Below are 14,801 nucleotides of genomic sequence, written 5' to 3'. Positions count from 1 at the left end.
AAACGAATAAACCGTAATTCCAATTTATAAAACACTTGGTGTTCCGAATAATCCTCAGAAAAAGCTAAGTAACTGTCTGAAAAAAACAACTGTAATCCTATGAAACTAGCCGTAGTGGGAGCCACCGGATTGGTAGGCTCCGAAATCCTAGAGGTGCTCGACGAGCATCAATTTCCCTTTGATGAACTGCTTTTGGTAGCGAGCGAGCGATCTGCCGGAAAGAAGCTCTCATTTAAGGGCAAGGAGTATACGGTAATTGGGCTCAGTCAGGCTGTGTCTGAGAAGCCGGACATTGCCATTTTTTCGGCCGGTGGCAGTACCTCCTTAGAGTGGGCTCCGAAATTTGCCGAAGTGGGTACCATCGTCATCGACAACTCCTCGGCATGGAGAATGGATCCCAGCAAAAAGCTGGTGGTTCCGGAGATAAACGGGAAAGCCCTCCGCATAGATGACCGGATCATCGCCAACCCCAACTGCTCCACCATCCAAATGGTGCTAGCCTTGGCCCCACTTCGTGAAAAATACGGCATCAAGCGTATAGTCGTGTCTACCTACCAATCGGTAACCGGTACAGGCAAAGCTGCCGTGGACCAAATGATGGCCGAGCGCAAAGGCGAAAAGGCCGACATGGTGTACCCCTATAAAATAGACCTGAACGTGCTGCCCCACATAGACGTGTTTCAGCCCAACGGCTACACCAAGGAGGAGATGAAGATGATCAACGAAACGAAGAAGATCTTCGACGATCCTAGTATTCAGGTTACCGCTACGACCGTACGGATTCCCGTGATGGGCGGACACTCCGAGTCGGTGAATGTGGAGTTCAAGAAAGATTTTGATCTCGACGAGGTTCGCGAATTGTTAGCGAATACACCCGGCGTAGTGGTGCAGGATGATCCTGCCAATAATGTTTATCCCATGCCTCTAAACGCCCATAAGCGGGACGAGGTATTTGTGGGAAGACTCCGGCGCGATGAGAGCCAGCCAAATACGCTCAACATGTGGATCGTGGCGGATAACCTCCGCAAAGGTGCAGCCACCAATGCCGTACAAATCGCGTCCTACCTGGTGGAACACAGCATGGTGTAACGTTGGATCTTTCCGGCTACGATAACGAATCGCTACGACAATTTGTGCAGGATAACCTAGATGGGGATCCTGCACATTTGCTTTTAACCCATCGGGGCAAAACTTCCTTTGACCTGAAGTTGGCCATACAGCAGATACAGGCCCGTCAGCGTCTTCGGAATAAGGTTCCCTCGTGGGCACAGCATGCGGATCTGATCTTTCCGGCCAGCCTCTCCCTAGAGCAGGCCTCCTCAGAAGTGACTGCCCGCTATAAAGCCTCCTTGGTGCGAGGTAATACCCTAATTGATCTTACCGGAGGCTTGGGCGTCGATGCATTTTTCCTTTCCCAATCCTTTGCTAAGACCGATTACGTAGAAAGGCAGCCAGAACTGGCAGAGCTTGCCGCCCATAATTTTTCCCAGCTCGCTCCAGACACTATCCGTGTCCATACCGGTGATGGGTTGGCGCTTTTAGCCAATTCTTCAGAAAAATACGACCTCATCTACCTTGACCCGGCCCGCAGAGGAGGGCATAATCAAAAAATGGTGCGTCTAGAAGATTGCGAGCCTAATCTGATAGCGCATTGGAGCCTACTCACCCAAAAAGGGCATGCGGTACTCGCAAAGGTTTCCCCCATGCTGGATATAAAAGGTGCCTTGGCCTCCCTACCCGATATACAGCAGGTATGGATTGTGGCGCATAAAAACGAGGTCAAGGAACTGTTGTTGTTTTGGGAGGCTGGGAAAAGCGTAAGCAACCCATACATCCACTGTGTAGATATTCGTCCCATGGAGACCCGTACCTTTTCATTCACCTACCCAGAAGAGGAGGAAGCACAAGTCGAATATGGAGATGCCGGAGAGTTTCTGATCGAACCCCAGGCGGCGATCCTAAAAGCGGGGGCCTTTAGGAGTTTTGCGAAGCGTTTCGGTCTTAGGAAGCTCCATCCCAACAGCCATTTGTACTCCGGAACCTCGGTGATCGAAGATTTACCTGGGAGGGTTTTCCGCATCTTGCAGGAGATGCGACAGCCCAAGCGGGAGCTAAGGGAACTGTTTCCTTCGGGCGTGGTGAACGTGATCACCCGCAACTATGCCCTCCATGCCGAAGACCTAAAGAAAAAGTACCGCCTCCAGGACGGTGGCAATCTATTTCTGATCGGCACGCGCAGTGAGGCGGGGTATAGGCTGTTTGTGTGTGAGTTGGTCGCATCTGGAGAGCTTCACCAAGGCGGGTGATGACTTGGTTACTTGCGGATTGAATAGGGTTTGTGTAAAAAAATGGAGTGGATAAACGAATTGACCCAAAGTTCTATTGGCCAAACGCTTGAAACTAAGGCATGATTTCTTTGGACACATTCCTTGGTTTTTTCTCATGGCATCCAAGGTTGTTCAGTGATTTTTTTGCGGTATGAAAAACAAGATACCATTCATATTAAAAAAAATATTATTAAATCGCTGGAAACCTATTATCGAAATTCGGACCATCTTTTTATAACGATCACAAAGGATAAGGTAAGCGTCAGAAAGATCTGACGTGCGACAGGTTATTAACTCCATTTTTTAGGTACGAATCGGCCTTTTCCTTGAGAAATGTTAACTTTAATTCCCCTAGGGTCACCAAATCAATCCCTTTCCAACCCATGCGAAAACTCTGCCTGTTTATTGCCTGCAGCCCGGATGGCTATATTGCCGCGCCGGGTGAAAACCTGGACTTCCTGAAAATCGTGGAGAAAGAAGGCGAGGACTATGGATACCAAGCCTTTACTTCCTCGGTAGAAACAATTATCATCGGCAGAAAGACCTACGATTGGGGACGGCATCTGGTTCTTAAAAGACGGCCGACCTCAGCAGCGATTAGAACTCATCAAAACCAAGGGTTTTGATACCGGATTGGTTCAGGTACATTACAAAAGGGAATAAATATATCCCATTACCTCTGTTTGTTAATAAACAGCAAGTCGGTACTCTGCCTTTTCACTATTTTACAGGAAAACTTTGCGAATAAAGGTACTTTTTTTAATTTCGAAAACGAAAAAAATGAAGGTACCATGTTAAGCGTACAAGAGGCTGCAAATATTCTTCAAGTTACCCCGCAACAAGTTCGGAATTTGTGCCGGGATGGGAAGATAAGATCTGAGAGAGTGGGAAAGTCATGGATTATAGATAGGATTGATTTGGAAGAATATTGTTCGTCTACCAGTGCTGGCGTTGCGGAAGATCGCCTTTTCTATGGATTAGGGATTCCCAAACGAACCAACAAACCAATTGCTCTAAGTTTTTTTAGTGGAGCTATGGGTATGGATATTGGCCTTGAGCAAGCCGGATTTCAAACCTTATTTGCGAGTGAAATCGACAATGCTTGTCGAAAGACAATTGTCAAGAATAGACCTGAAATCGCCCTAGTAGGCGATATACGTGAATTCTGTCCTCAATCAGTTAGAGAGATTTCAGGCCTTAGTTTAACAGACGAAATAGATCTTGTTGTTGGAGGGCCTCCTTGTCAAGCTTTTAGTACTGCTGGAAATAGAAAAGGATTTGAAGATGACCGAGGAAATGTTTTTCTTTCATTTATCGACATGATTATTGGCCTAAGACCAAGATATGCGGTAATAGAGAATGTCCGTGGATTATTGTCAGCTCCGCTAAAACATCGTCCACACAACCAAAGAGGAAAGGATTTTCCAGATCTTACAGTAGACGAACTCCCGGGAGGTGCTCTTCATGCGATACTAAATAAGTTGGAAGTTGCAGGTTATGCCGTAAGTTTTAATCTCTACAACACAGCTAACTTTGGGACTCCTCAACAGAGAGAGCGTGTCGTGTTAATCTGCTCAAGAGATGGCAAAAAGCCTCCTTATTTAGAACCAACTAACTCAGCAGACGGCAGTTTCGGATTACCAATATGGACAACTTTTAAGCAAGCGGTAGACGGCTTAGTCTCTGATAATTCAGAATATATTTCATTTCCCGAGAAAAGGTTGAAATACTACCGACTTTTAAAATCTGGGGAGAATTGGCGAAACCTTCCAGACCAGCTACAAAGAGAAGCAATGGGCAAATCATATTTTTCCGGGGGGGGGAAAACGGGCTTTTTAAGACGGCTTCATTGGAATAGGCCTAGCCCGACTTTAGTTACCCATCCTGCAATGCCCGCCACTGACTTGGCGCATCCTGAAGAAGATAGGCCTTTGAGTGTCCAAGAATATAAGAGAATTCAAGAATTCCCAGATGATTGGGATATACAGGGTAGCATTTTAGATAAATATAAACAAATCGGAAATGCTGTTCCCGTTGGACTTGGTTTTGCAATTGGAAGACTCATAATAAAGCTACTAGAAGGGAAGAAGGTTCAAACTTTTGATGGATTTCCCTATTCTCGTTACAGAAATACGTCTGATACAGAGTGGAAAATGGAGTTTCAAGCAACAATAGAAAGGTTTGAAAAACAAAATATTCTACTATAATATAGCTAAATGTGAATTAAATTGTTCCTTTAGAATTAAATTCTAATAATTTATTCCAATCTATTTCGCCTGTATCAGTGAAAAATTCTTCGGTTAGTTGTTTCGTGAAGATGTTTATTTTCTTTGCATAAGCTATCTCGTAATCATCATTCTTTTTATGAGCAAGATATCCTAAAGGTTCAACAATTTCTTTATATAGCTCGTTATTTCCGGAAATAAATTCCCAAAAGACTTGGCCGCAATACTTAAAGTAATCTCCCTTTTTTTTGTAGTTATTACGTGGAGTTGTTTTTCCGTAGCAACACCCGTTGACTGCTGTAACGTTGACTTTTGAACCTGATGTCTTAAAAACAGCCCGGGCTGAATTAAAATGGTCAACCATTTTCTTTACTTGGCTATCATTTCCCCAATCCGGCCCAGATTTAATCGAAACGATAAATAAATCGTTGCCTTTCATAAACTCTAGATCAATACCTGGAATTCCAGATTTCCTTCCTCCATAAACTAAACTATTGACGTGAATAGCTAATCCTTCTAACCAATTTCCAAAAATTCCTTCTTCGCTTGAAGAAATAAATGCATCCACAATCGCCCGAATTAAATCTTGGGCCGTTAAAATATTCTTTGCTTTAAACAAATAGGGATTCTTTCGCTTGAGAACGTCTTTTAATTTAAGTTCTCCCAATTTATCTACTCTTCTAGAATGAAAGTCTCCAATATTCGCTTCCACATATTTGGTTACATCTGCGATATCTAATTGATTCATAAAATTTACTTTTTGTCCACCCTGCTTCAAAGGTACTCACCTGTTAGAAACTTTTGGCACATCTCCGGTATTGATTCCTATTACCTACAAGATCACTGCTTCCCTTCCCTCGCATATCTTTTGGATTATCTCTCTCAGTAATTCGTTCTGTTCCCGCAGAAGTGTCAGGAATGTGGTTTTTTACCAACGGCGGGCGGTCATCCTGTCGATATTCCTTGCTTCCGTGGATTGATTTGGGTGAATCTTATTCCTACATAAGATCTAGATAATGAAATCTTTAGTAACTTCAAAGCCGTTGAGAAATCAGTCCTTTCGGAAACTTCATGGGATCAATTAAACCCCTCCTCGTCCTCGTCGTCTTCCACGTCACCTCCTGCACCCATGTCAAACATGCTGCTGAACAGGTCTTTGAACTGCATGCCGGTATCCACCAGCTTTTTGCTTAGTTGGCTGTACTCGGCTAAGCCGTGAAGCGCAAATTCCATAAAAAACTCCTTCTCCCGCTCCGGCAGATGCTCTACAAAGTCCGTAACGACTTTTTCCAGTCCAGGAACCCCTTGAAGGGCTGTTTTATACTCTTTGTCAGAATCTGTGGTCAACAGATCTAGCGTGTTTCCTTCCCCAAACCAGGACAGGGGAAGTACATAGGGGTTTCCTTCCTTCGATTTCTTCTTCTGCTCCGGAGACGGAAAATAGGATACGAAAAGGGTACGGATGGCTTTGCCAATAAGGTTATAAGCGACCAGCCCAGCTCCTTCTTGCTCTCCTTCGTATACCAGTTCTACCTTGCCTGTAATGGCAGGAATCACGCCAATCAAATCCACGATGCGTACCACGGTATCTGTTTCCCCGTTTCGGTAGAGCCTTCTTTCAGCTGTGGAAATCAAATTTTCGTAGGCCGATATGGTCAGTCGTGCAGAAACGCCGCTTTTCTCGTCCACATATTCACTGCTGCGTGCCTCTACCGCTATCTGCTCGATAAGGTCTTTCATCAACTCGGGCACATGGATGCGGTCCATCGGCCGCTGTGCCAATCTCGCTTCTTGTTCTGTGATTTTTCTGCCTATCGAGATGGATTTGGGGTAGTGGGTAATAATCTGACTTTCGATCCTATCTTTAAGGGGCGTCACGATACTGCCTCGGTTGGTATAATCCTCAGGGTTCGCCGTAAACACAAACTGGATATCCAATGGCAGCCGGAGCTTAAAACCGCGGATTTGAATGTCCCCTTCCTGGAGGATATTGAAAAGGGCCACCTGAATTCGGGCCTGCAAGTCGGGCAATTCATTGATGACAAAAATGCTGCGGTGGGACCTGGGCACGAGCCCAAAATGAATCACGCGTTCATCATTATAGGAAAGTTTCATGGTAGCGGCCTTGATGGGATCTACGTCACCAATGAGGTCAGCCACCGAAACGTCGGGGGTGGCGAGTTTTTCCGTATACCGATCGCTTCTGTGCCACCAAATAATGGGCGTGTCTTCTCCTTTCTCGCGGATTAGTTGCTTGGCCTGCGTAGAAAGGGGATGAAGGGGGTCGTCGTTTAACTCTGATCCGGCTACCACCGGTACGTACTCATCCAAAAGATGCGTCATCATGCGGGCAATTCGTGTCTTGGCTTGCCCACGAAGCCCCAATAGGTTGATGTTGTGCTTGGATAGAATCGCGCGTTCAATGTCCGGGATTACCGTATCCTCGTATCCCCAAATACCTTCAAACACATTTTCCTTCCTCTTTATTTTCGCTATTAGGTTGTCCCGAAGTTCATCTTTGACACTTTTTGGGGTATATCCGGCAGCTTTTAGCTGGCCTAAATTCTTAATGTGTAACAATTCTTTGCTGGACAATTGGCTGTATTCCATGCTATTTAAAAACGTTTGGTTCTATTTCTACGGTAATCTTCGAAAATCAAGTGGCCCAAACCTTTCAGGCTACTGTAATACGCGTTGCCGTTGTTTACGGCGGTAAATTCTTTTACAAACTCCTTGAGATAGGGGTCAGAGGCAATCATAAAGGTGGTGACGGGTATTCTCAAACGGCGACACTGTGCCGCCAGTTTTAGGGTTTCTTTGAGGATTTTGCTATCTATACCAAAGGCATTCTTATAATACTTGATTCCCACCTTCAGGCAAGTCGGTTTGCCATCTGTGATCATAAATATTTGCTTGTTGGGATTCTTTCTTCGCCGAAGCAGATCCATAGCCAGTTCTAGACCGGCCACCGTATTGGTATGATAGGGCCCCACTTGTAGGTAGGGGAGATCTTTGATTTCAATTTGCCAAGCATCGTTGCCGAAGACAATCACATCCAAGGTATCCTTTGGATAGCGGGTTTTGATAAGCTCTGCAAGGGCCATCGCCACCTTCTTGGCTGGTGTGATCCGGTCCTCTCCATACAGGATCATGGAGTGGGAAATGTCGATCATCAGGACCGTGGAGGTCTGGGTCTTTACCTCCTTGTCCACCACTTCCAGATCATCCTCCGTAAGGAGAAAGTCGCTAGTGAAGCCGTGATTAACCTGTGCGTTTCGGAGGGAATCGGTTAGGGCGATTTGATCCAAGTTGTCCCCAAATTGAAATGGGCGCCGGTCTGAACCCGCTTCTTCCCCCGGCCCGGTATGGGTTGTCTTGTGGTTTCCAGATCTGCCTTTTTTTAGCTTGCCAAAGATTTCCTCCAAGGCACTGCGACGGATCGTCTGCTCAGATTTTCCGGTGATTTTGAATTCTCCCTTGCCGCTTTTTTCCTCCAGGTATCCCTTACTCTTCAGGTCTTCGATAAAATCACCTATGCCATACCCCGGTCGGGTGAGGCCATACCGATTGTCCAAGTTGGTCAGCCAACTCAGCGCTTCGGCCACATCTCCCCCTGTCATGGTAACCAACTGCAAAAAAACATCCAAGAGTTGATCGAAGGTGTTTTTCTCGGGATCCTTTTCAGGTACGTATTTGGTAAATCTAAATCCCTTCATATGCTCTATAACAAGTTTCGCTGCAATTGGGTTTAGCGGATGGCAAAAGGATTTATTTCTTGCCCAACCTCTCTTTTATATCTGCTGCCTGCAAATGGCAGTTGATCCATCCCTCGTCAAATTCACTGTCGTATTTCTTATAGAAATTGATCGCAGGTTCGTTCCAATCCAGTACTTGCCACATCATGCCTGTGCAATTATCGTCGAGGCACTGCTGCATGACCCCTTCAAAAAGTAATTTTCCGGCACCTTTGCCCCGTTCTAATTCGGTTACAATATAATCCTCTAAGTAAAGGCGCCTTCCCTTCCAGGTACTATACCGGTAATAATAGATCGCGGTTCCGATGATCTGACCGGTGTCGGCCTTTTCGGCCACAAAAAAGCCATAAACCGGATGTTTGCCAAAGCCATCCTCCTCCATCATGGCTACCGTATTGGTGACCTGTTCCGGTGCTTTTTCGTAAATCGCCAGCTCTTTGATCAATTCAAATACCGCTGGAATATCCTTTTTTTCTCCTTTTCTGATTGTATACATAGCGTCAAATTAGTAAAAAAGCCCAAATTACGGGAACACTTTTTTATCTTTGAGTCAAATCCCCATCCATATGTTTCTTTCCATTGATGCAGGAAATTCCAATATTGTCATCAGCTTTTATGATGCGACCTCCCAGTTATGGACTCGGGAATTCCGCATGGATACCAAAGCAAGCCTAACCGAACTGGAGTTGGATCAGCGATTTGGGCTGTACTTACTGGAGAACGACCTACAAGCAGAATCAATTGCCCAAGTGGGGATTAGTTCGGTCGTACCGGAGATCAACCGAACCTTGGATGGCTTCAGCAGAAATTTTCTTCGGCGGGACGCTTACTTAATTTCGGGAAGGAGTTACGACCGCCTTCCTGTGCGTACTGAAAAGCCGGATGAAATAGGGGCCGACCTGATGTGTAACGTAATGGCCGCCTATACCCGTTACCGGTCTGCCTGTGTGGTAGTGGATTTTGGAACTGCGCTGACGTTCACTGTAGTGGGTGATCAGGGTGAAGTTCAAGGTGTAAGCATCGTGCCGGGGATCAAAACAGCGGTTAAATCGCTGTTTAACAACACCGCTAAGCTACCCGAGGTGAAGCTCGATGTACCAAAATCAGCGATCGGAAAAGACACCATCCATTCCATTCAGGCGGGAGTTATCTATGGCTATGTAGGATTGGTGAATGGCATGCTCGATGCGATATTCGAAGAGCTAGGCACCGCAATTCCGGTTATAGCTACCGGCGGCCTGTCACACCTATTACCAAAACTTGAACACCGATTTGACCATATCGACCGCCACCTGACCGTGGAGGGAATCCGGCTTATTACCGAGGCAAATGTACCTAAATGACCACCTTTTTAGCCTACTCATCTTCTTCCTCTCCTTTGTCGAGCAAGATCTCGAAAAAGGACTCCCTGAAATCAGCGTCATTGGCAACAATACCCAATACGGCTACCGCTTCCAATGAACACGCAGCCATCAATTCAAGGGCCAACTCTCTCGGCAGATTGTCTTCCAGACCGGTAACAATAAGTTCCTGGTAATAGGCAAATGCCAGCGCGGACTCTCTCACATGCAGGTGATAATTAATCATGACGGTAAAGAACTTCGTTACCTCGCTTTGGTGAAACTCCTTCCGGTTTGGAAATATAGCGGATAGATTCCTAGCTTCTCCGAAAAAATCGGCAAGGTTCGGCGTTTCCCCTGCTTCAATCATTGAATCTATCAGATCTAGTTTGGCAAAAAAATAATCGGGAAACCGCTCTAGGGTGGACTCCACCTCTTTTCGAAATTTACCAAGACCATCAATAAGCCTAGTAGCATGATAGCGAAGATTATATAGGTTTGGAATATGCGGGTATTCCCTGATCAATAGAGACAACCGATCCCGAACTTTAAGCGCCTCTTTTTTGGTAGGATCACCCTTCAAGATAAACGATTGTTCTGCAATTTCATCCTCCAATTCCGGTGGATAAATGACTCCATATTCTGTTTCTATGACTTCATCCGTCCATTCGACCGGGGTACCTATGATTTCAGCTATATCGAGTTCACTTGCTTTTACGGGAAAGTTATATTCGCTGTAAACAAAAAATAATGCTGCTTGCATGCGTCGCTTATCACCAATGTCATCCAGATCCAGGGTTTCCATACTATCTATCCAGCGCTCCCAGTCCTCGCGTTCCCAAAGTTCCACCTCATTGACCTCGGCAAGCAGGTCCTCTTCTTCATCGACTTCTTCGTCAAAATACTCCTCATCGTAATAGTCGTCGTGACGCATCACCCGAAAATTACCCTCGCCTAGGTGAGTCCTTAGTTGCCGAAGGTAGTAGGCCTCCTTGGGATCATCTCCATCAAGGAGCAGAAGCGGCATGCCGAATTCACCAAATGGAATATCATCTATCAGGGGAACATCATCCGAATCAGGACCTATGATCAAGGCTGCCCAGCGGAAGTCTTCGTGGGGACGGATCCCATTATCAGACCCAAATTCCAGCGCCCCGTAAACAATATTATGGGCCAAGTCCCGCGAAACCTCGCTCATCTCATCTTCGATACCTTCCTCCAAGTCTTCTAAAAAACGCTCGAATTCGAACATCGGCATATTCACCCGGTAAATCACGTCCTTGATGCCCGTGCATAGCAGGTCAACCAAAATTCCCGCTAGCGTAATATTCCCGTTGACGTGTTGCCGCGCAAACACCAAATAAAACTTTTGGATCTCTCTCCAGCTTTCGGGAACATAACATTTATATATCGGCAATTTAAGCGCCATTCCGGATTTCAGGTAGGCGTGGGGGGTAAGGGGTTGCTGTTTTTTACTCATAAGTATTTTTTAAAAAACATTACGATTCATTCTCTTGGACGTGATAAAGGTAGAGATAAAAAAAGAAAGTATACTGACTAAAAAGGACAAGGTGTGTTCATATGAATCTCTTTTTGCAGGATTATTGTCAAACCGGGATCCGCATGTTTGGCCCCAAGAATGAATGAAGCAACCATCATCGCTTCGGTGTCGCCTCGGATCGAAATTATAGAAACCGGGTATATTCCACCATTTAACAATAGTCATCTGGCACAAACCTTGCCTTTAGAATAAACATAATAAAGGAAACAGTAAATTACTCCTTTTTTATCATATAAGACATTTTATCTGCCTACCCATCGTCACCATCCGGCCAATGCGCAAGATCCCGTGCGCTTTAAAAATATGATCAAAGAAGCTGAAACGTCCCTGTTAAAACGGTATTCCCAAGATCAGGTGGCTTCCCTTTTAGCTCCGCTGGAAGAAATGCAAGAGAACTACAGGCTCTGGAATTATACACTTGACGGATTAGCGGTATTCCGATCAGGAAACACTTTTGAAGTAGCAAAGCTGCCCGTGGATTTCACCGAACTGACCGTGGTGGCGGACAGTTTTCACACAAAGCCTCTGCGCAAATATTTACAATCTGTGGACAGATTTCACCTATTGGGTCTGAGTCTACACAAAATCGAACTCTACGAAGGAAACCGACACGGACTCAAAGAAATTGACATGGAAGGGGACATTCCCACTACTATCAAAGATGCACTGCGCGAGGAGCTCGCAGATGGACACGTGACGGCATCCTACGGTGCAGTGAGAGAAGGAAAAACCATGTCCCATGGGAACGGCAGCAAAAAAGAGGAAGTTGATGTAGACGCAGCGCGCTTCTTTAGGACGGTTTCTAAATATATTGAGGATCATTACTCAAAGCCTTTCAATATGCCACTGATTCTAGCGGCACTTCCCGAACATCATAAATTGTTTATGGAAGTAAACAAAAATCCCCGTCTGCTGGAGGAGGGAATAAAAATAGATCCATTCTCTTCCAACCCTTTCGATCTCTCCAGAGGTCTGGTGTTTTTTTTGTAGGCACGGCACATAGTAAAAAAATATTTCCCATACTGAAATGAAATTTCAGTGAGCCGTACTTTACTTGCGCCTTAACCATCAAATCATTGACTCGTGTGATCCGCTTCAACGTATTTCCCAATCCCGCCAAGGCCTTAGCTTCCATGATTCCCCTAGCTCTCATGGTCGCTTGGTCAGTATATTCCTTTATACGCTACAAACCACTCCTAGGCACAGCTTAGGCATGGCGGTTTCACTATTCTTTCGCTTCATTTTTACTTTTTTCAGCTGCCCTATTTATAGTGGGCATGGGCTAGATCGGATATTTTTGGTGGAAAAAGAAAGAAAGTCGAATTTCCGGTAATTCTTGATATATCACGAACCGGAAGGTTTTCATTAGGGTAGGGGCTATTTCTCCATCCGCAGCCACCTGGCACCGTGCGCCGCTAAACGCACCGGCTTATCCATTGGTAGTTCCTCCCCACTGACGGCATCCCTCATAGAGGTATATTGGATACCGTTGATCTCCAAATTGGCGGAAATGTCCTGCGAATGCTGATTGAGAAGAAAATAATGATCACTAACGGGACCGGCAAGCCTATACACAATGGCCTGATCGCTTTTTACCAGCGGTTGCCATCCTTCCGGAATGACCTGCTGCAACAAGCGTCGCTCTGCTGCCTCCTGCCCTCTGCGAAAAGAGGCCCGAGCAGATTCATAGCCGATGAGGATCGCTTCGCCATTACCTCGCTTATGGCGGGTTACGGCAACTTTTCCGTTATCAAATCGCTGCAAAACTTCCGCTGTCAGGGGCTGAATATCTCCAATGGAGCCGCGTAAGTATTCCCCTTCCAGAAGCCAATCCCGATTGATTCCAGCGTATTGGTATTCACGCAGCACCACACCAAATAGCTGTGCAAAAGCACTTTCCTTTCCCCTGGGAAACAAGGAGGAATAGGTATCCATCCAGGCACCGGGCATATCCATCACCAGTCTCCCACCTTGGGTTACGTACTGATCGAGTAGGGGCACCAGGTTGGTATCCAATGCCAGGGTAGCCGGCAAATAAATTACCGGGTACCGGGGAGCCAACCCGGCTTCGAGATCTGCCTTTGTGACAAACTCAAAGGGTATATCCGCATTGATCAATGCCCTTGTAAGTCCCACACGGGCCTCCATAGGCCGGAACCTCAAACTGTCCTGTCCCTTTAGAGACAGTGCTGTCCACATGGCTTCGTTGTCCCAGTCAAAAAACACCCCTACGATAGGCTCTTTGTGAAGAGACCAGATTTCCTCCCGATAGGTCTGCATGGCCTTGGCGATGCGCCCCACGGCAATGGCTCGGTCCGTCACCTCATTTTGATGGTCCAGCAAGGCATACTCACCCACCTCAGCACCCGCGGTCCGAACGGACCAGCTCCACAAACCCCAGCCTTTAAACCCAGCGGCAAGCATGCTCAGTGTAAACTGCTCCATCTCGGGCGCATCAACGGTGAAGCCCTTGTTGTTTTGCCCAAACTTCTCCCCGCCAAATTGCTGTGGACCGCCGGTAGTCTCCCATCCTCCTGACCACCCGCCCTTAAACATGTCCTGTATATAACTGGCCTGCATATAGACAGTCGGGCCCAATTCGTCTCTGACCTGGTCAAAGTGCCAGGTGAAGTGGATAGAAGGGTAAAAGGATCCAGCGTCCTTCATGGCCTCTGCAATCCCCGGAAAATTAACCCCAAAATAGGCATGTGGCCGAAACAACCCCAGCTCCCCGCCCGCCCGATAAGGCGGTATAGCGTCTACCGAATGAAATGCGCTTACCCGCTCCTTTAATGCCGCCACGCCATAATCGGCCTTGAATCGAAGGATATCCCGGATAATCCGCAGTTCTCGGTGGTTGTGATTTTGCCATCGCTTTTCAAAGTCCTCCCAAGAGCTGTATGGCCTTCCTTCGGTGGCTAACCCGTGATGGTGTTGATTGTGTGCGTGGTTGAGCCGCTCTATGCTACCATAAGTCTCCTTTGCCCAATCCACAAACAGCCTTTTTCCCTCTTCACTGAGATGCATGCCCCGTTCCCCTACGATTGGGTCGTATGCCGAACTTGATCCCCGAATCCGTTCCCTGTGGCGGGAGATCTCCACTTCCCGGGCATAGGTCTTAACCCTTTCCTTCAGCACCTCTTGTTGATATTCAAGCATGGCGGGATGAAGCCTTACTTCTGTGAGTGGCAAATCCTCCGATATCCCTAGCTTCTTCAAAAGCTCTTTGGTGATAGGTTCCCATCCTCCTTCTCCATACCACCATGGGATAATACCTTCCTCCAAAGCTATTAATTGAATTTGCTCCTCCTTCCAGTCCGGAAGGGTCATGATTTGCTTGAGGTTGGTAAATCCCAGCGCTTTCATCAGCCGAAAATGCCCGCGAATCTCTTCCTCTCCTTCTCCCGGACGTTGAATGTACACCACACCAGCAGGTACAGGTGCCAATTCCCGAAACTTTCGCTGCGTGGGCGATTCATGCCTGCCATCGTATAGATCATGTAAGAAATCGTGGTTATACTGGGCCTCAACGGTGGTCGCAAAGATCAGACTGCAAGCCAATAGGCAATAAGTTGAACGTAGGATGCTCATAC

General features: G+C 46.5%; 12 protein-coding genes. 6 read left to right on the top strand and 6 right to left on the bottom strand.

Going from position 1 to position 14,801, the window contains the following annotated elements:
* The first annotated feature begins 99 nt into the window (after positions 1-99).
* The 4 genes from IAQ59_RS13625 to IAQ59_RS13610 all read left to right on the top strand — a co-directional run bounded on the left by IAQ59_RS13625 (position 100) and on the right by IAQ59_RS13610 (position 4,534).
* Entirely contained in the window at positions 100-1,089 is a 990-nt protein-coding gene (locus IAQ59_RS13625) for an aspartate-semialdehyde dehydrogenase (protein ID WP_209331376.1), read from the top strand.
* A 2-nt stretch (positions 1,090-1,091) separates the two neighbouring features.
* Positions 1,092-2,306 (top strand): class I SAM-dependent methyltransferase, encoded by a 1,215-nt coding sequence (locus IAQ59_RS13620; RefSeq protein WP_209331375.1) that lies wholly within the window; start codon positions 1,092-1,094, stop codon positions 2,304-2,306.
* A 404-nt stretch (positions 2,307-2,710) separates the two neighbouring features.
* A complete protein-coding gene (locus IAQ59_RS13615) occupies positions 2,711-2,953 on the top strand; it encodes a dihydrofolate reductase family protein (protein WP_342450704.1) in 243 nt (80 codons plus the stop codon).
* Positions 2,954-3,010: 57 nt separating this feature from the next.
* Positions 3,011-4,534 (top strand): DNA cytosine methyltransferase, encoded by a 1,524-nt coding sequence (locus tag IAQ59_RS13610; protein WP_245189595.1) that lies wholly within the window; start codon positions 3,011-3,013, stop codon positions 4,532-4,534.
* A 16-nt stretch (positions 4,535-4,550) separates the two neighbouring features.
* On the opposite strand, the gene IAQ59_RS13605 is transcribed toward IAQ59_RS13610, so the two are convergent.
* The 4 genes from IAQ59_RS13605 to IAQ59_RS13590 form a co-directional block, all read right to left on the bottom strand.
* Complete coding sequence (locus tag IAQ59_RS13605; RefSeq protein ID WP_209331374.1) at positions 4,551-5,300, bottom strand: PmeII family type II restriction endonuclease; 750 nt, start codon at positions 5,298-5,300, stop codon at positions 4,551-4,553.
* A gap of 329 nt (positions 5,301-5,629) precedes the next feature.
* Entirely contained in the window at positions 5,630-7,162 is a 1,533-nt protein-coding gene (locus IAQ59_RS13600; RefSeq protein ID WP_209331373.1) for a P-loop NTPase family protein, read from the bottom strand.
* Positions 7,163-7,167: 5 nt separating this feature from the next.
* Complete coding sequence (locus IAQ59_RS13595) at positions 7,168-8,268, bottom strand: vWA domain-containing protein (RefSeq protein WP_209331372.1); 1,101 nt, start codon at positions 8,266-8,268, stop codon at positions 7,168-7,170.
* A 52-nt stretch (positions 8,269-8,320) separates the two neighbouring features.
* A complete protein-coding gene (locus tag IAQ59_RS13590) occupies positions 8,321-8,803 on the bottom strand; it encodes a GNAT family N-acetyltransferase (RefSeq protein ID WP_209331371.1) in 483 nt (160 codons plus the stop codon).
* Positions 8,804-8,873: 70 nt separating this feature from the next.
* On the opposite strand from IAQ59_RS13590, the gene IAQ59_RS13585 reads away from it, so the two are divergent.
* A complete protein-coding gene (locus tag IAQ59_RS13585) occupies positions 8,874-9,650 on the top strand; it encodes a type III pantothenate kinase (RefSeq protein ID WP_209331370.1) in 777 nt (258 codons plus the stop codon).
* 13 nt (positions 9,651-9,663) lie between these two features.
* Here IAQ59_RS13585 and IAQ59_RS13580 read toward each other — a convergent pair whose 3' ends face one another.
* Positions 9,664-11,127 (bottom strand): hypothetical protein, encoded by a 1,464-nt coding sequence (locus IAQ59_RS13580; RefSeq protein WP_209331369.1) that lies wholly within the window; start codon positions 11,125-11,127, stop codon positions 9,664-9,666.
* A 384-nt stretch (positions 11,128-11,511) separates the two neighbouring features.
* Between IAQ59_RS13580 and IAQ59_RS13575 the strand changes: the two genes are divergently transcribed.
* The gene (locus IAQ59_RS13575; protein WP_209331368.1) at positions 11,512-12,198 is read left to right on the top strand and encodes a baeRF6 domain-containing protein; all 687 of its coding nucleotides are present in this window, start codon (positions 11,512-11,514) and stop codon (positions 12,196-12,198) included.
* Between the two features lie 387 nt (positions 12,199-12,585).
* Here the strand turns inward: IAQ59_RS13575 and IAQ59_RS13570 are convergent, their stop codons facing one another.
* Positions 12,586-14,799 carry a beta-galactosidase trimerization domain-containing protein gene (locus IAQ59_RS13570; protein ID WP_209331367.1) on the bottom strand — a complete coding sequence of 738 codons (2,214 nt, stop codon included), beginning with the start codon at positions 14,797-14,799 and terminating at the stop codon, positions 12,586-12,588.
* Positions 14,800-14,801: the final 2 nt, after the last annotated feature.

It is taken from the genome of Lunatimonas salinarum (genome assembly GCF_017811155.1).
GTDB lineage: Bacteria > Bacteroidota > Bacteroidia > Cytophagales > Cyclobacteriaceae > Lunatimonas > Lunatimonas salinarum.
This window is presented reverse-complemented; position numbering and strand designations above follow the sequence as displayed.